Origin of the sequence: Microbacterium sp. NPDC087589, from assembly GCF_044743635.1 — a bacterium.
GTDB lineage: Bacteria > Actinomycetota > Actinomycetes > Actinomycetales > Microbacteriaceae > Microbacterium.
In genome coordinates, this window is the sequence record NZ_JBIUWV010000006.1 from 63,940 (window position 1) to 80,604 (window position 16,665).

Genomic DNA, 16,665 nt, shown 5'->3' on the forward strand with positions numbered 1-16,665 from the left:
GCCGAATAACGTCGCATCTGCGAACGCCGGATCGGCGGCTCGTGCCAATCCACACAACCGCCGAATCACCGGCATGAAACCAAAGGAGCCACTCATGGCTGCAACCCCTCGCCCCGACCTCGTGCTCTCGCACGCCGTGGTCACCTCCGACGTGACCGGCAACTTCGATGACATCGACATCGAAGCGTGGCTGAAGAACCTTCCCACCCACGAGTACCAGCGCTGTGCGCCCGGCGACCACAAGGCTGCCGGCTACACGGTCGACGACGACGGCACACCCATGTCGATCAACGTCGAGGTCATCGGAGCGGGCCTGGTCATCCAGAACTACCGCTATGAGGTCGCCTCCAAGCACTACTGCAAGATGGTTTCCATCTCCGACGTTCTCTCCCCGGCCGGGTGGACCACCACCCAGGTGATCTGGGAGCTCGGCATGGAGCAGCTCGAGGGCGACCAGTTGCGCTACGTCAACACCGTCACCTCGCACCCCACGGAGGAGTTCCTGGAGTTCATCACGGCCAGCGGACAGACCTTCGAGGAGGCCGCCGCCGCCCGCCAGGAGGCTTCGGGCCGTCACTGCGAGCTCGAGACGCCGCACTACGCGCAGAGCATCGTCGCGTACGCCAAGGCCAACGCATCCGCCTGAGCGGAGTGACCATGGCTACCACGGACACGCACGCCGAGCACCACGCGGTTGCAGAGCACGAGCACGGCGCGAGCTGCGGACACGAGGCGGTCGCCCACGGCGACCACGTCGACTACGTCCACGACGACCACCGTCACGCTCTTCACGGCGACCACTACGACGAGCACTAAGAACCCGTCTGGGTGGAGGGGGCAGACTGTCTCCTCCACCCGCTCGCGTTCGAGAACGAAGGAACCCCATGACCTCGGCAGTACGGTTCACCCGACCTGGTTCACCTGACGTGCTCCGCCTCATCTCGGTGGACCGACCCCACCCCGCACCTCACGAGGTGCGCATCAGCGTCCACGCCGCCGGCATCAACAACGCCGACCTGCTCGAACGTCGCGGCCACTACCCCGTGCCCCCGGGAGCTCCTCCCGGACTCGGGCTCGAATGCGCCGGAGTCATCGACGCCGTGGGCGCGGACGTCACCGGCTGGAAGGCCGGAGACGAAGTCTGCGCGCTCCTCACCGGCGGCGGTTACGCGGAAGAAGTCGTCGTCCCTGCCACGCAGGTGATGCCGAAGCCCACCACTATGACCATGCTCGAAGCGGCGGGCCTTCCGGAAGTCGCCTGCACCGTCTACTCGAACCTTGCGATGATCGCAGGCCTGAAAGCGGGTCAAACGGTTCTCATTCACGGTGCGGCCGGGGGCATCGGGTCCTTCGCTACACAGTGGGCAACCGCTATCGGCGCCCGGGTCATCGGGACAGCCGGAAGCGAGGCGAAGACAGATGCCGTCCTTGGCTTTGGAGCATCCGTCGCCATCAACTACCGCAGCGAGGACTTCGCCTCGGTCACGCGTGCCGCGACGAACGGGCGCGGCGTAGACGCCATCCTCGACATCGTCGGCACGCCGTACCTCGAGAGCAACATCGAATGCCTCGCCGACGATGGCCACCTCGTCATCATCGGCGGATCCACAGGTCCCGCCACCGTCGATCTCTGGGAGCTGATGTCGCGACGAGCCAGCATCTCCGCCACCCTCCTGCGGGCGCGCCCCGCAGCGCAGAAGGCCGAGATCATCGCCGGGGTCACGCGCGACGTCCTACCGCTCATCGAAAGCGGTGCCATCCGCGGCGCAGTCGACGCGGTCTTCCCGCTCGCAGAAGCGAACCGCGCACATGAACTTCTCGAAGGCGGGCAGACCGTGGGGAAGGTCGTCCTGAACGCCCTCGAGCAGTAGCCCGTCTGGGGCTGGATCTGTCGGGCAGCGGCATCGAACGGGGGTTGCTGCTCCCGGCAGATCACATCGACTTTGGAGACACCGTCATGAACACACCGGCACCCCGACCCGCAACCGGCGACGTCACGACGTCCGACGACACCGCACCCCGCATGTCGATCTGGGCTCCCCTGTCCGTCCCGATCTTCCGAGCACTGTGGTTGACGGCGCTGGTCAGCAACATCGGCACCTGGATGCAGACAGTCGGGGCGCAATGGTTCATGGTGGAGCAGCACACCCATCCGCTCCTCATCGCCCTCATCCAGACAGCGTCCGCTGCCCCCGTGCTGCTCCTCGGCATCCCGGCGGGAGTGCTCGGCGAATTCTTGAACCGTCGTTCAGTCTTGATCTGGATGCAGACGCTCCAGGTACTGCTGAGCGCAGCTCTCGTGACGTTGACCGCGACGGGCGAGATGACGCCGTATCTGCTGCTGCTCATCACCGTGCTCCTCGGTGCTGCGACGGCCGTGCAGCTTCCCGCCTATCAGGCGCTGGCCACCGAGATCGTTCCCCTCCGTATGGTGCCGATGGCGGCCTCCCTCAGTGCGGTATCCGTCAACGTCGCCCGTGCCATCGGGCCAGCCGTCGCCGGCGTCCTTCTCTCCGGGTTCGGGGTCGCATTCGTCTTCGGTATGAATCTGCTGTCGTTCGCCGCATTCCTCGTCGTCCTCATCACGTGGCGCACCTACCGCCCGAACCCTCATCAGGCCGAGCGGTTCGTAGACGCGGCACGTGCAGGCCTTCGGTACGTCACGCAAGCTGCCGTCGTTCGCCGTATGTACGTGCGTCTCGGAGCGTTCGTCGTCCCGGCTAGCGTGTTGTACGCACTGCTCCCGCTCATTGCCACACAGCGCTTGAATCTTGACTCCGCTGGGTACGGGCTCCTGCTCGCAGGGCTCGGTGTGGGCTCTATCGGCGCGGCGTTCCTCATCCCGTGGTTCCACGCGCTGGGCGCGAACCGGACAGTATTGCTGTCGTCGGTGCTGTTCGGGGCGGCGACTATCGGGGTTGCTGTGTCCCCGTGGCTCTTCCTCACACTGCCGATCCTCGCGGTGGCTGGAGCGGCGTGGATCGGCGTCGTCGCCACGCTGAACGGTGCCGTTCAGTCTTTCCTCCCCGTCTGGGTCCGCGCACGAGGTCTGTCCGTCTACCAGATGGTGCTCTACGGAGCCATGGCCGCGGGCGGCCTCGCGAGCGGACTCATCGCCGGATGGATCGGTGCCATCGCCACCAGCGCAATCGCTGGAGCGGCGACGCTCGTCGTCGCCGCATCCCAGCTCCTCTGGCCGCTGCTGGAAACGGCAGACAAGAAGAGAGACACCTTCGCACTCCCGCTAGCGGACGCCGTACAGGACTGGGACGGCAAGAGCCCCACCCTCGTCCTCGTCCGTTACGACGTCGCTGAGGAGCAGGAGGCCGCGTTCGTGCAACAGATGAGTGCTGTCGAGCACAGCCGTCGACGCACAGGCGCCCGCACCTGGGCCTTGTACCAGGACCGAGAAGACGGCACGTGGGTGGAGGTCTTCGGCGTCGGCAGCTGGAGTGAACATCTCCAACAGCACCAGACCCGTCTCACCCAGTACGACCAGGTTGTCATCGAGACAGCTGGCGCGCTCGCACAGTCCGTCGACGTCAACCACCTCATAGAGCACGACAGCGTCGCCGGCTCACACACGAAGCCGGGACACAAGCGCGCCACCGTGCCAGCAGGCACCCGACAGGAGAAGACCTCATGACGCTCTCAGCTTCGGACCTCGTCGGCGCATGGCGGCTCGTCAGCGCTACGGAAGTCTTCACCGACGGCGTCCGGATGCCGGAGTTCGGTCCCCACGTGAACGGTTACCTCTCGTACAGCCCAGATGGCATCGTCTCAGCGACCCTGGGATCGACGGACCGGATTCGCACGAACGACGCTGACCCGCAGTCCGTCTCGACCGCGAACCTGGCGCTCATGGCCGGAGGCTTCCTCGCCTACGCCGGGCCATACACCGTCGACTCCGCCAGCGACATGGTCACTCACCATGTTGATGTCGCCCTGTTCACCGGATGGGAAGGCAAACCCCAGGCGCGGCACGCCCGTATCGAAGGCAACGATCTGTTCATCACGGGATCTCCACGCACCACCATCGACGGGCTCACCTTTCACAGCGAACTCCACTGGACGCGGGTGAGCGCGCGCGCGACGCAGGATTCATGAGCGCGGCCCGCATCGCACGGGCGCTTGTGCATTTCGCGCCCGCGTCTGGCGCGTGGGTTCCCGCCACCCAAGCGGCCATCGCGGTCGCCGGTCCACCGGCCGTGTTCGCCGCCTACGGGCAGCTGCACCTGGGACTCCTCGCGGCGTTCGGGGCGCTCATCGTCCTGTACCTGTCTGGGCAAAGCAGGCGAGAGCGCGCCGCAAAGCTGCCGGTCATCGCAGTCGGTTTCCTGGTGGGCACAATCATCGGCATCAGCACGGGAAGCTCGCTGCCGACAAGCCTTCTCGCGATGAGTATCGTCGCTGTCGTCTTCTCGTATGTGAGCTTGACGTTCAACGTGGGACCGCCCGGCGCCATCTTCCCGGTTCTCACTGCCGGCTCCATGGGGCAGCTGACGGCACCCGTGTCGATGGGCGGAGGTGGAGTGGACCCGCTTCTCATCATCTCGGTTGTGGCGTTGGGCGTTGTCACCGGGTACGTCGTGATCGTCGCGCCGCTCGCGCTTCCTCGCGTGCGAGCAGACGATGCCAAGCTCCGTCACGACTACCGCTGGACGTACAGCTGGGGGTCGGATTCTGTCCGCATCTTCGCGCGCCTCACCGTCGCCATCGTCCTCGCCGTTCTCGCGAGTGCGTCGCTGGGTCTCCATCACGTCGGATGGGTGCTCCTTGCCGTCATCAGCATCCTGCAGAAAGATTCCGACCTTCACCTCGGGGCCCTCCGAATGGCTCAGCGGCTCATCGGAACCGCCCTCGGTGTCTGCATCGCGCTGGTCTTCATGCTCTGGATACCCGAGGGGTTCGCGCTCGTCGCTGTCGTCGGCGGACTCGTATTCGGATTCGTGTTCTTCATCCGCAGTAACCTCATGTTCGCGCTCATGCTGGTGACTCCGATGGCCCTCCTTCTCGTGGCCGGAGGCAGCCGTCCGCTCCTCGAGGCGTCCATGAGCACACGCATCATCGACACCGTTGTCGGGGGTGTGGTCGCCGCCGTCGTGCTCTATGCGGTGGGCGTAACTCGCCGGTGGGGAGTCCGTGGATACGCACCTCGCGGCGCAAGTGAGGGGGTGTGACGCATGGCGCCACACCCCCTCACTTCACGCGGTGCTTAGTCAGCGCAGTGGCGTGATGCCCTGTGCGCCGCGGGGGAAGGTCGCGAGCACGGCGGGGTCGATGTTCAGGTGTGCGGAGACGAGCTGCGGGGGCACGTGGGAGAGCCAGTTCGCGAGGGAGATCTCCTCATACTTGTCAGTGCGGAACACCTCGAGGAACTGCAGCACGTCGTCACCGGTGTTCTCGATGTAGTGTCCGAAATTCTTCCGCACCACACCCACATCGCCCGCCCGGAAATCGGTCGTGTTCGCATGCGGACCCGTGTTGAACACGGTCATCCGTGCGGATCCTCGCAGGTAGTACTGCCACTCGTCAGCGTTCGGGTGCCAGTGCAGCTCGCGCATCGACCCCGGCTCCACAGTCACGAGTGCCGCGGCGACCGTGCTCGAGTACGCGTAGTTGGTCGAGTCGGCGATCTGGATGGATCCTCCGGAGTTCTCATACAGCGGCTTCGACCGGGACAGCCGGAAGATGACCGGTTCCATGCCCCACTCGACGCCCGCGGCGGCCTGGTCGACGTCGAGCGCCGGGGGCTCTTCGCCCGGGAAGATCCAGAGGTTGTGCAGGGGGATCTCGGAGAACACCTCCTGCGCGACACCGAAGTTCTTCGCGAGGACCTCGGGCGGGGTGTGCGCGAACCAGTCGGTCAGCAGCAGTGTGTTCGACTCGGACTGGTCGCCGTCATCGAACGCGAGCACGAACTCGGCACCGTCGGGGCCCAGGCCCTGCAGGGAGTGCGGGGTGCCGGCGGGGAAGAACCACAGGTCGCCCTCCTCCACGTCCTCCACCGCGGGAAGGCCCGACCGGCTGAGCGTCGTGACCCGGGCCTTGCCGCGTGTCATCACCGCCCATTCGGCGGTCTGGTGCCAGTGCAGCTCGCGGATCCCGCCGGGCTCGAGATACATGTTGACCCCGGCGATCTCGTCGGAGATGTGGAAGTCCTGCTTCGTGAGCTCCCGCGCCCAACCGCCGCGCTGCACCCGGCGGGGTGAGATATTGAACGAGGACCAGAAGAACGGCTGCGTGCTGATGTCGGTCGCCGGCGCGTGCATCTGGTTCGGGAACTGCGACTCGATGACCTCGTTCTGTGGCCCGGTCATCGTGTTGCTCTGCGGGCGGTCGGTGATGTTCACCTCACCCTCCTGAGGAAGATCAGGGTTACCCAGCGTGGGGACCTCGTGGCCCACCTCGGGGCTCTCGGACGTGTCCATGTAGTGCTCCTTCGTGACGATTCCGGACGGTAATGAGGAGTCTGCCGAGCGGGAAGCTCGGAACGCATCGAATCGTGACGAATGCTCACTCGACTCTCGTCGCAAGGGACTCAGCGCAATCGGCATTTTCATGAATAGGCACCCACTTAGGAGGCCCCATGACTAAGTCAGTCCCCACGCCCGCCCGCCGCTACCCCCTGCTGGAGACGGCTCCGGCAGCAGTCGCCCTTGCGCTCGTCTCCGGGCTTCTCAACGCCTGGACGTTCGGGCAGGTGGGCACGTTCGCCACCGTTCAGTCCGGAAACCTGCTGTCCATCGGATACTTCCTCGCCGACGGCAACCAGGGACGTGTGCTCCTCGCAGCGACCAGCGTCCTAGTCTTTGCGTTCGGCTCCTTCGTCTGCAGCATCTACGTTCTGTGGCGCGCACGCGAGGACAGGCCGTACTCCGCCGAGGTCCTCGTCTTCGAACTTGTGATCGTTGCACTTCTCGCCGTGCTCACCGCGACTACCGGAATCAGCCCGTGGGCGGTTGCATGGACGGTCAGTTTCATCGCGGGTGTGCAAGGGAATGCCTTCCACCGCGAGACCGGCATGCTCTACGGCAATATCGCCGTGACCTCCGTCGTCCAGATGGCCGCGAGCCTCGTTGCCCGAGCTCTGGGCCGGCGGATCTCCGACGACGGTGAAGCGCACATGCGACCTGCCGGCGCCTACGTCGTGGTTCTCATTGCGTTCGTTGTCGGTGGTGGCACGGGCTTTGCCCTCGACGAGCTCTGGGCCGGTGCGTCACTCGCTGCCGCCGCAGTCGTTCTCCTCCTCTTGTTCATCGCGGCATCGTCGGCGCGTGGCCCCATCGACCCCACTCAGAACAACCCCACCCCCTGAAAACGAGAAGGAGCAACCCATGACCACCACCGACGAGATCACCCCCGAGTACCAGAACGTGTCCATCGGCACCGGACAGACCGGCCAGCGCAGTGAGTTCGACAGCATGGGAAGTGTCGACGTTCCCGCCGGACGCTATTGGGGTGCACAGACGCAGCGTTCCCTGCGGCACTTCTCCATCGGCGACGACCACATGCCCATTGAGGTCTACCGTGCGTACGGCGTCGTGAAGAAGGCCGCGGCACTCGTGAACGAGAAGGCCGGGCGTCTCGCCCCCTGGAAGTCGAAGGCCATCGTCCAGGCGTCTGACGAGGTCATCGCCGGCGACCTGGACGAAGAATTCCCCCTTTACGTCTGGCAGACCGGATCCGGCACGCAGAGCAACATGAACGTCAACGAGGTGATCTCCAACCGCGCCATCCAGCTTCTCGGTGGAGAGCTCGGAACCCAGCAGCCCGTGGGCCCCAACGACGACGTCAACATGGCTCAGTCCAGCAACGACTCGTTCCCCACGGCGATGCACGTCGCCGCGCTGACTGAGCTCGACGACCGGCTGCTGCCGAGCCTGCGGGCGCTGCACGCAGAGATCGCGCGCAAGTCCAAGCAGTGGATGGGCGTCGTGAAGATCGGACGCACCCACCTCGAGGACGCCGTTCCACTGACCGTCGGACAGGAGTGGTCAGGCTACGCGGCGCAGCTGGAATCGGGTATCCGAGACATCGAACACAGCCGGGATGACCTGCTGAAGCTCGCCCTCGGAGGAACCGCGGTCGGTACGGGCCTGAACGCGCCCGAGGGGTTCTCCGTGCAGGTCGCGGCGAAGATCGCCGAGCTGACAGGCAAGAAGTACGTAACCGCCCCGAACAAGTTCGAGGCTCAGGGCTCGCTGGACGCGATGGTCCGTGCTCACGCGGCGCTGCGCGGACTGGCCGTGTCGCTGATGAAAATCGCCAACGACATGCGCTGGCTGGCCTCCGGGCCGCGGACCGGCTTCGCGGAACTCGTGCTGCCGTCCAACGAACCGGGCTCGTCCATCATGCCGGGCAAGGTCAACCCGACCCAGTGCGAGGCCATCGTCATGATCTCCATCCAGGTCATCGGAGACGACGCCGCTGTGGCATTCGCCGGCTCACAGGGCAACTTCGAACTCAACGCGATGCGCCCCATCATCATCAACAACTTCCTCCACTCCGCGCGGATCCTCGGCGATGGGATGGCGAAGTTCCTCGAGTACTCGGTGTCGGGCACGGAACTGAACGAGAAGAAGATCAGCTCCTATGTCGGCGAGAGCCTCATGCTCGTGACAGCACTCAGCCCTGTCATCGGATACCAGAACGCTGCACACATCGCAGAGGACGCCCTGGCAAAAGACCAGACCCTTCGCGAAGCGGCGCTCGCTTCCGGCAAGGTGACCGCAGAGCAGTTCGACTCCATCGTCGTGCCGGCCGACCTCGTCGGCCGCGGAGTCGGCGGAGCCTGATGCAGCTGCACAACGTCGCCGACGCGCTGGCGACGAGGCACGACCTCATCGCCAGCGCGTCGGCGACGCTCCAAGCCTCAGGCGAGTCCACCTCGGTGACGCTCGCCGCCATCGACCGGATGAACCACGGCCTGGGCACGGACGTGGAACTCATCCCCGCCTGGACGTCCGTGACACTCGCGGAACGCGGCACGGGCGTGGCCTCTGATCCCCGCATCGTTGTCGCGCCCCCGACCGGAATCGCCATGAACGCCGTCGCCACGCTCATGCGAACAATCGACAAGGTGGGAGCCGGGTCGGCGAGCGAGTCCGATCTTGCAACGGCACTTGCCGACGCGAAGAAGATGCGGCCGGCGAACATCTGGCTCTTCCTCCTTGCCTGCGCCACCGGTTCCGCCTCGTTGGCAGTCATCTTCGGCGCCCAAGACGCAACGGCCGTGGGACTCGCAGCGGGCAGCGCAGTGCTCGGTGGTATCGCCCGACGCGCGCTCGCACGCGCACGCGTCGGACCCATCGGCCAAGTCTTCGCCGCCGCTCTCATCGCCGGGCTCATCGGCGGGCTCGCCGTGCACGCAGATCTCAGCTCGGCACTGCGCCTCATCGCGGTCTGCCCTGCGATGATCCTGGTGCCCGGACCGCACATCCTCAATGCCACGCTCGACCTGCTGAACCTGCGGATCCCGCTCGGTTTCGCGCGTCTCGGGTACGCAGGCCTGCTGTTGCTGTCCATCGGGACGGGGCTTGCAATCGGCTTGGCCGCCTTCGGCACAGGCCTGCCGCCCACGCCGCCGGGACGAGAGGTCGCACTCGGCCTCGACGTCCTCGCGGCAGCCATCGCCGCCGCGTCCTATCCGGTGTACTTCGCGATGCCCCTGCGGCTCATCTGGTGGCCAGTCGTTATCGGCGCGGTCGCACACGGACTCCGGTGGTTCGTCATGGACGTGTGGGGCTGGAACATCGCGGTGGGCGCGCTTGTCGCGTGCTTGTTCGTCGGATTCGCGCTGGCCCCCGTGGCACATGCCAAGCACATCCCGTTCGCAGGCATCGGGTTCGCGGCCGTGGTCTCGCTTGTCCCAGGCGTCTACATCTTCCGCACCATCGATGCACTGGGGGTGCTGACGTTCGCCGGCAACGCGTCACCGTCGTTCGGGGCGCTCGCCGATGGGGCGACGGCGGTCTTCATCATCATGGCGATGGCGGCAGGGCTTGTCATCCCCATGCGGTTCTACGAACTCATCCGGCAGAGGCGGACCACATGAACCGGCAGATCTCTATACCCGCTGCCCTTGCGGTCATCGCCGGCGTCACTGACGTCACGAGTTGGCTGCTGCTCGGCGGATTCTTCTCCGCACACGTCACAGGCAACCTCGTGGTGATAGCTGCAGACGTCGTGCGTGGGACACTCCCCGACCTCGCCTCGATGCTGGCCGTGCCGGTGTTCATCGTCGCGACGGTGGCCGCAACCCTCGTCGCCCGCCGTATCGGCGCCCATACTCCGGCCACGAACCGGTTGCTCCTCGGAGTTCAGGCAGCGTTCCTCATCGCGGCAGCCGTCCTGTCTTTCACCACCCAAGCGTCGGCACACCCGAAATCCGGGATCGCCGTTCTCATCGGAATGCTTGCGGTGTGCGCAATGGCAGCCCAGAACGCCTACCTTCATCTCGTCCCGGATCGCGCGCTCTCCACCGCGGTGATGACCGGCAACCTCGTGGCGGGGACCATCGCCGTCACGGACATCGCCCGGTCGCGGGGGAAGGATCAGCAAGCCCGGCAGAGATGGACGCAGACATGGCCGTTGCTCGCGGGCTTCATCGGCGGGTGCCTGGTTGGGGCAGCAGGAGCGACACTTTTCGGCGACCATGCGGCCGTCCTGCCCGCCCTTCTCGCGTTGGCACTGTTCCTGACGACGCTCGGACCCACCACGTCCGGCAGCGCCGGCCCTTCGCAACAGAAAGGAGCTGAGCGATGAGTCTCTTGCACTCGAAAGCCGGTTCACGGCCCCAGTACGAGTCGGCGAAGGCCGAGGTCGTGGCTCCTGTGAGAAACGACGCGTTCGCCCTACCGATCCTGATTGCGTACATGGTGTTCATGCTGCCGGTGCTCGTGCTGAGAGTGGTGGCCGTGGCTGCTTTCGCGAGGCTGGTGAGAGGAAAAGGGCAGGCGAATTTGAATCCGCCCGCATGTGTGAAGCGGTGAATCACCGCCCCGACAGCGCTGACAAAACGGTGTCCACGGTTTCGACGGGCACGCTGAGGCCGGCGTCGACGCGGATTGCATCCTCGCCATGCGGCGGTTCAAACGTCCGTCGGTGCTCCGCCATGACCTCGTCAGTGACATCCGGACGCCTTCGGGCTTCCCTGTTCGCAGCCAGTCGACGGGACTGCAGGCTCTCGTCGACATCGAGCCAGACAATTCCGAAACGCGCTCCTGCAGTACGTGCGATGTCACGCCACCTATCGCGGACGAACCGAGGTGACCCGGTGTCATCGAGGATTACGTGCCGACCCAATGCAAGATGTCGACGGACGTCTTGCTCGGCGAGCCGGTGAGTTCTCATCCACTCTTCGCCTGAGATCCCTTGTCCACCATGAAGACCCCGATTGGCATTGATGTCGTCCAGGCTGACGATATCGGCGTGTAGCGAGGGTGCGAGCGCGCGAGCCAAGGTGCTCTTGCCGCTGAAGGATAATCCGCACATCAGGACGAGTAACGGCGCCTCCTCGCTTGAGATGACATGTCGCCGCAACCGGTGCTCAGTAGACGACCGGCTCATGACGCCGACCCGCGCCAGATCCAGCGGAGGGCATCGGGCAACAGAACCCCGCCATGATTGGGGCTATGCCCACCGTCTCCGAGAACCAATCGGAAGTCATAGCTGGCTTTCGCTAACGCTGCTGCAACCTCGAGATTCTCGGCGAGCCAGTTCATCTCCGGCTGGTTCCATCCGTCGTCGCGGTGGCCCGCCTGCATGAAGATCCGCAGCGGCTTAGGAGGTTCGGAGGCGAGCAGCGCCGGGTAGGGATTACCCCCGGGCATCTGCGAGAAGCTCGAAAGGTAAGCGATGACCCGAGTGAACTCGTCGGGACGTTGCCATGCCGCAGTGAATGCCGCATTCCCGCCTGAGCTGCCGCCGCAGATGCCACGCATCGCCGGATCGTGGGTGATGTTGTACCGCTCGGCGACTATGGGCAGCACCTCAGTGAGGAGAAACGTGACATAGCGGTCGTCGAAGGCGTCGTACTCGGCGTTCCTGTTCTTCGGGTTCGTGGCGTGGCGCAGGAGACCCGGGTCGACGAAGACGCTGATGGTCGGCGGCATCTCACCTTTGTGTATGAGATTGTCGAGGACGACTCCGGCGCGAACGTCGCCTTCGGGATCGAGGTACCACCAGCCGTCGTTGAAGATCATGACTGCAGCCGGGATGCTCGAGTCATATGTGTGCGGCACATGGATCCAGCAGCGTCGCGACGTTCCGGGGTAGATCACGCTGTCGTCGACGGCGAACTCGATGAGCTCGCCTGGGTTGACGCCCGGGAATAGAGACGAGTCCGGACCGAACATGTACGTGACGTCGTCCTGCTGCACGGGGAGCTGTTGGTAGGGGATCACGGCGGCCATCGTGTTCACGTTAGCGAGTCAGCCATACTTCTGGAATGGCTCCATCTCGCCGCGGTGCTGATCCCAGGTGCGTCATCGTCACGGGAATGCCCGGAGCGGGCAAATCCACGGTTACAAAACTCCTCGCCGGCGAGCTGCCGCGAGCAGCGCGCATCAGTGGCGATGTCGTCGCCGACATGGTCTTAGGCGGCCGAGTGTGGGCATTGGGCGAGCCTGTCGACGAAGCCGCCGCCCAAGTAGCGCTGACACATCGAAACGTGGCAGCTCTAGCGCAGAACACAACGGCTGCTGGGTTCACCGCTGTCATCGACATCGTGCTGGAAACCCCCGCGGAGCTGGCCATCCTCACAGACTCGCTGAAGTGTGACTGGCTCCTGGTCGTCCTCGCACCAACTATTGACGTGTGTCGGTCCCGCAACGCGGGACGAGACGAAGCCGAGCGATGGACCTTCGCCAATTACGGGGGACTGGCAGCCCAGATGAGGCGAAGCTTCGAGGGCTCTGGCTACTGGATCGACACCTCCGACCTGAAGCCCCAAGACGTCGTGGAAGAGATCCGCTGCCAGATGAATCAGAATCTACAACCGACGGGCGGTGAATCGACGCGGCCGTCACGGTAGACACCGGACGTGCTCCCGGACCGTCCTCGCCTTTGGGGTATCTGTCGTGTCTGGGAGGAGGCTACGGCGGGAGTAGCGCACTACGGAACTGAGTCAAGTGAGCAAGCGCTCTCGACAACGGTATGAACCGCGACCGCCTGGCCGTCGTTACGTTGAAATAGCTCCGCCAACCCGAGCGGAGTACAGCAGACCCCGGCAACGCCGGCCCAGCGACTCTGGAGCTTCCATGCCTTTTGTGACCACCGATGACGGCACCGAAATTTACTTCAAGGACTGGGGCCCCCGCGACGCCCAGCCCATCATGTTCCACCACGGCTGGCCGCTGTCGTCGGACGACTGGGACGCCCAGATGCTCTACTTCCTCGGTAAGGGATTCCGTGTCGTCGCCAGCGACCGTCGCGGCCACGGTCGCTCCTCGCAGACCAGCGTCGGCCATGACATGGACCACTACGCTAGCGACGTGAACGCTGTGGTCGAGCACCTCGACCTCCGCAACGTCATCCACATCGGACACTCGACCGGCGGCGGCCAGGTCGCCCGTTACGTCGCGAAGTACGGCGAGCCGCAGGGACGCGTCGCCAAGGCCGTCCTGGTCTCCTCTGTTCCTCCGCTCATGGTGCAGACCGACGCCAACCCCGAAGGCACGCCGATCTCTGTGTTCGACGGCTTCCGCGAAGCGCTGGCTGCCAACCGTGCTGAGTTCTTCCAGGCTGTCGCCTCCGGACCGTTCTACGGGTTCAACCGCGAGGGCGTGGAGCTCTCGGGGCCGGTCGTCGCGAACTGGTGGCGTCAGGGCATGACCGGCAGCGCGCTCGCTCACTACGAGGGCATCAAGGCCTTCTCGGAGACCGACCAGACCGAAGACCTCAAGGCCATCACGGTGCCGGTACTCGTGCTGCAGGGCGACGACGACCAGGTCGTGCCCTACAAGGATGCGTCCGTCAAGCAGGCAGAGATCCTCAGCGACGCGACGCTCAAGATCTACGAGGGCTACCCGCACGGCATGCTCACCACGCACGCGGACGTCATCAACCCCGACATCCTGGCCTTCATCCGGCAGTGAAGTGAATCCGGGACCGAGGCAGCGCGCAATCGAGCGCGCTGCCTCGGGACGTTTATCGTGGGCACGGGTGAAGAGTTCGATCTCGCCGACATGGCCGGCCATTTCGACCCCCTACTCGTCACCCGCATGTTTTCGCGAGACCCCAACCGTTCTCTCGATGAATTCAGCTGCTCCACGCCCACGGGTCATGCCCCGCGTCTCGAATACCAGCGTCGAGGTGCCCGGTTCGAAGATACTCAATCGCGTTCGGCTCACGTCTTTCGCAATCGTGCGCCCGTGCTCAGCACCTGAAGTACGTCACCGAGACTGTCGACCAACCGCCCCTCCCACACCTGGAAAGCCGGGTAGAGCTTGACGTGTTGGTCGGTGTCGAGTTCGAGCACGACCAGAGAGGCAGCGGATTCGTCTGGCCACCAAGCGAGGCCCTCGATTCTCGAGCTTTGTCCACCGATGCCGCGCCGCCCGGGGAGCGCACCGGCTCATGCTCGGTGGAGGTACCGTGTCGGCGCGCACCTTCGAAGCGCTGCACGCGCCGTCGGCGTTAACGGTGTCACCGTGACCGGAGTCGCAGCACTCGTGGACTCAGCGGGTTCGTCTCTGGGGTGACGAACAGGGAAAACAGCTCTCTCATGTATCCAATCTGACCGATGTAGATAGGTTCCGGACGGCCCGCGTGAGGAGTCGGCCGGCATCAGACGCACGAGCGCAATTGACGTTTCGGCATATGTAAAGACATCCTTTACACATGCCGAATGATGACCTGCTGCGACTGGCGCTTGATGCCGTGACCGGCTCCAAGGATGCGAGCGTCGACCGGATCGCGGCCCTTGAAGCGCTCCGATCCTTGTCGGAAACGACCCTCCACGCCGAGGTGGCTCAGGCGCGTAACGCAGGCGTCACATGGGCTGCCATCGGTCAGTCACTCGGAGTAACTCGGCAGGCGGCGTTCCAGCGGTTCGGCGCGAAGGGCAAAGAAGTTGATGCGAGAGGTGGCGTGATGCAAAGAATGTTGTTGGTGGAGGCTCCAGAGCGGGCGAAAGAAGTCGTCCGCGCGATCTCCAAGTCCAGCGCTCAGACAGTCATAGATACGTATTTTGGCGACGAGGCGGCGGCTTTGCTCACCGACGAGAAGCTGACCAAGGCATGGGCCGACCTCACGACCTCGTTCGGCGAGTGGGAAGACTTTGGCGCAGAAGCTGCCGTCGTGGCCGGCGAGTACGTCGTCGCTGAGACGCGCCTGGAGTTCGAGGCAGGGTCGGTGACTTGTCGGAGCTCGTGGAGCGCAGACGGAAAGCTCGCGGGGCTGTTCTTCGCTCCGGTTTCGGAGTGAGGTCCTCGAGGGCCCTCGGGGTAGAAGTCGGAGTGGCGGTTGTGGCCGGAGTGCTTTCCTTCATCGCCGCCCCGCCGCAGGGGGTGCAAATTCACTGGAACCCGGACGAGGTGGACCCCTGGCGTGCGCCGACCCTGGCATATGCGCTGGTTGTCCCGTTGCTTGTCTTTGCGATTGGGCGGGTCTATGTCTTTGTGGTGAGCGCTGGCTCTGAACGCGCGCGACGCCCGCTGCGCATCGACTGCGCCGCGGGCATCGCATTCGTCGCGTTCGTCGGTTTGCAACGAATCCCTGATCTGTCGGTCTTGATCGCGGTAGCGGGCGCCGTGCTGGCTGGCCTCGCCGTCTACTCTGGGACGGGCGCGCTGTTCACACGCTCGAGCTCTGGGTCTGGGTCTGGCGCGACCCCGGAAGCGGCCTGGCTCTTCTTTCGATGGTTCGGCACTCGGAACGCAGAAAATCGTGCCCCATGTGAAGAATGCGGTTCCTAACGGCGTATCCGTGATTGCGCGCATGATCTCAGAGGAGGTACCCGGTGTCGTTTCGTGAAACCCTCATCGGTCCGCGATGGTTGGCGGTCGCGGGAGCATCGACGCTGGTGTTCCTCGCCGTCATCACGCTCACCTCGGCCCCAGCCGTCGTCGGCAACGTAGCCGAGGTCGGCGGGTGGGTCATCGCGCTCCTTATCGCGGCATTCTTCCTGATCCTTGGAGCCGGACTCATCGGCCTCGACAGGCGCATCAGGGTCTCGGTGAGCGCAACGCACATCGATGCGTATCTCTCCTTGTTCCGCGTCATGCACATCCCGGTCTCGGACGTCCATCACGTCGAAATCGCAGAGGTGAGTCCGTCGCAGGCAGGCGGACTGGGATGGCGCATCGTCGGGGGCGACCGATTCCTGTTGTGGTCCACCGGTCCCGCTGTCTGGCTGACTCTGACCGGCGGGCGCTCGCGGGTCATCCGCACCGATCGCCCCCAGGAGCTTCAGAACTCACTTCAGAGCGTCTCGCAGACATCGTCGCCCTGACTTCGCGACGGTAGATGGCGGATGCCGTTGCTCTCCCGGGTCCACCTCCTCCCACGCTGACCCCACCGCCCCGCGCAAGGGGTGAAAACCAGGGGTGAAATCGCCCCGTTCGCGAGGACGGGAGACCGCCAGCACGGCAGTCTTGCGAAGGCCCGATTCGAGCGCGCGGTCAGTCGACAGCGCTCCGGGATGCCGCCGAAGGGGGTGGT

General features: G+C 64.9%; 19 protein-coding genes. 16 read left to right on the forward strand and 3 right to left on the reverse strand.

The features are described 5' to 3' along the window. Positions 1-94 precede the first annotated feature (94 nt). The 6 genes from ACIOU8_RS13275 (at position 95) to ACIOU8_RS13300 (ending at position 5,180) form a co-directional block, all read left to right on the forward strand. On the forward strand, positions 95-646 hold the full coding sequence (locus ACIOU8_RS13275; RefSeq protein ID WP_350538891.1) for a hypothetical protein: 552 nt from the start codon (positions 95-97) through the stop codon (positions 644-646). Positions 647-657: 11 nt separating this feature from the next. Next, positions 658-816, forward strand: coding sequence for a zinc transporter permease (locus ACIOU8_RS13280; RefSeq protein WP_400790257.1), 159 nt, complete (start codon positions 658-660; stop codon positions 814-816). 68 nt (positions 817-884) lie between these two features. After that, a complete protein-coding gene (locus ACIOU8_RS13285; RefSeq protein ID WP_400790259.1) occupies positions 885-1,871 on the forward strand; it encodes an NAD(P)H-quinone oxidoreductase in 987 nt (328 codons plus the stop codon). An 86-nt stretch (positions 1,872-1,957) separates the two neighbouring features. After that, the gene (locus ACIOU8_RS13290; protein ID WP_400790261.1) at positions 1,958-3,646 is read left to right on the forward strand and encodes an MFS transporter; all 1,689 of its coding nucleotides are present in this window, start codon (positions 1,958-1,960) and stop codon (positions 3,644-3,646) included. Continuing rightward, the gene (locus ACIOU8_RS13295; protein ID WP_400790264.1) at positions 3,643-4,107 is read left to right on the forward strand and encodes a lipocalin-like domain-containing protein; all 465 of its coding nucleotides are present in this window, start codon (positions 3,643-3,645) and stop codon (positions 4,105-4,107) included. The genes ACIOU8_RS13290 and ACIOU8_RS13295 overlap by 4 nt, the downstream gene beginning before the upstream one ends. Then, a complete protein-coding gene (locus tag ACIOU8_RS13300) occupies positions 4,104-5,180 on the forward strand; it encodes an FUSC family protein (RefSeq protein ID WP_400790266.1) in 1,077 nt (358 codons plus the stop codon). Before ACIOU8_RS13295 ends, ACIOU8_RS13300 begins: the two co-directional genes overlap by 4 nt. A gap of 39 nt (positions 5,181-5,219) precedes the next feature. Here the strand turns inward: ACIOU8_RS13300 and ACIOU8_RS13305 are convergent, their stop codons facing one another. Further along, on the reverse strand, positions 5,220-6,431 hold the full coding sequence (locus tag ACIOU8_RS13305) for a cupin domain-containing protein (RefSeq protein ID WP_400790268.1): 1,212 nt from the start codon (positions 6,429-6,431) through the stop codon (positions 5,220-5,222). 158 nt (positions 6,432-6,589) lie between these two features. Here ACIOU8_RS13305 and ACIOU8_RS13310 point away from each other — a divergent pair, with 158 nt between their 5' ends. Genes ACIOU8_RS13310 through ACIOU8_RS13330 form a run of 5 tightly spaced genes read left to right on the forward strand, consistent with a single transcriptional unit; the run spans position 6,590 to position 10,994 of the window. Then, complete coding sequence (locus tag ACIOU8_RS13310) at positions 6,590-7,318, forward strand: YoaK family protein (protein WP_400790271.1); 729 nt, start codon at positions 6,590-6,592, stop codon at positions 7,316-7,318. 19 nt (positions 7,319-7,337) lie between these two features. Further along, on the forward strand, positions 7,338-8,798 hold the full coding sequence (fumC, locus tag ACIOU8_RS13315; protein ID WP_400790273.1) for a class II fumarate hydratase: 1,461 nt from the start codon (positions 7,338-7,340) through the stop codon (positions 8,796-8,798). After that, positions 8,798-10,057 carry a threonine/serine exporter family protein gene (locus ACIOU8_RS13320; RefSeq protein WP_400790276.1) on the forward strand — a complete coding sequence of 420 codons (1,260 nt, stop codon included), beginning with the start codon at positions 8,798-8,800 and terminating at the stop codon, positions 10,055-10,057. The genes fumC and ACIOU8_RS13320 overlap by 1 nt, the downstream gene beginning before the upstream one ends. Beyond that, positions 10,054-10,767, forward strand: a complete 714-nt coding sequence (locus ACIOU8_RS13325; RefSeq protein WP_400790278.1) for a YoaK family protein — start codon at positions 10,054-10,056, stop codon at positions 10,765-10,767. Before ACIOU8_RS13320 ends, ACIOU8_RS13325 begins: the two co-directional genes overlap by 4 nt. Continuing rightward, positions 10,764-10,994, forward strand: coding sequence for a hypothetical protein (locus tag ACIOU8_RS13330; protein ID WP_400790280.1), 231 nt, complete (start codon positions 10,764-10,766; stop codon positions 10,992-10,994). Before ACIOU8_RS13325 ends, ACIOU8_RS13330 begins: the two co-directional genes overlap by 4 nt. A 1-nt stretch (position 10,995) precedes the next feature. Here ACIOU8_RS13330 and ACIOU8_RS13335 read toward each other — a convergent pair whose 3' ends face one another. Together ACIOU8_RS13335 and ACIOU8_RS13340 are read right to left on the reverse strand one after the other, a co-directional pair. After that, positions 10,996-11,571, reverse strand: coding sequence for an AAA family ATPase (locus tag ACIOU8_RS13335; protein ID WP_400790282.1), 576 nt, complete (start codon positions 11,569-11,571; stop codon positions 10,996-10,998). Beyond that, positions 11,568-12,416: an alpha/beta hydrolase gene (locus tag ACIOU8_RS13340; protein ID WP_400790284.1), complete on the reverse strand. Its 849-nt coding sequence runs from the start codon at positions 12,414-12,416 to the stop codon at positions 11,568-11,570. The genes ACIOU8_RS13335 and ACIOU8_RS13340 overlap by 4 nt, the downstream gene beginning before the upstream one ends. Positions 12,417-12,451: 35 nt before the next feature. Between ACIOU8_RS13340 and ACIOU8_RS13345 the strand changes: the two genes are divergently transcribed. From ACIOU8_RS13345 to ACIOU8_RS13365, 5 genes are all read left to right on the forward strand, one after another. Beyond that, complete coding sequence (locus ACIOU8_RS13345) at positions 12,452-13,036, forward strand: AAA family ATPase (RefSeq protein ID WP_400790286.1); 585 nt, start codon at positions 12,452-12,454, stop codon at positions 13,034-13,036. A gap of 226 nt (positions 13,037-13,262) precedes the next feature. After that, positions 13,263-14,099 (forward strand): alpha/beta fold hydrolase, encoded by an 837-nt coding sequence (locus ACIOU8_RS13350; RefSeq protein ID WP_400790288.1) that lies wholly within the window; start codon positions 13,263-13,265, stop codon positions 14,097-14,099. Positions 14,100-14,844: 745 nt separating this feature from the next. After that, complete coding sequence (locus ACIOU8_RS13355) at positions 14,845-15,429, forward strand: DUF3887 domain-containing protein (protein ID WP_400790291.1); 585 nt, start codon at positions 14,845-14,847, stop codon at positions 15,427-15,429. Between the two features lie 32 nt (positions 15,430-15,461). Next, entirely contained in the window at positions 15,462-15,920 is a 459-nt protein-coding gene (locus ACIOU8_RS13360) for a hypothetical protein (RefSeq protein WP_400790293.1), read from the forward strand. A gap of 44 nt (positions 15,921-15,964) precedes the next feature. Further along, positions 15,965-16,456: a hypothetical protein gene (locus ACIOU8_RS13365; RefSeq protein WP_400790295.1), complete on the forward strand. Its 492-nt coding sequence runs from the start codon at positions 15,965-15,967 to the stop codon at positions 16,454-16,456. Positions 16,457-16,665 lie beyond the last annotated feature (209 nt).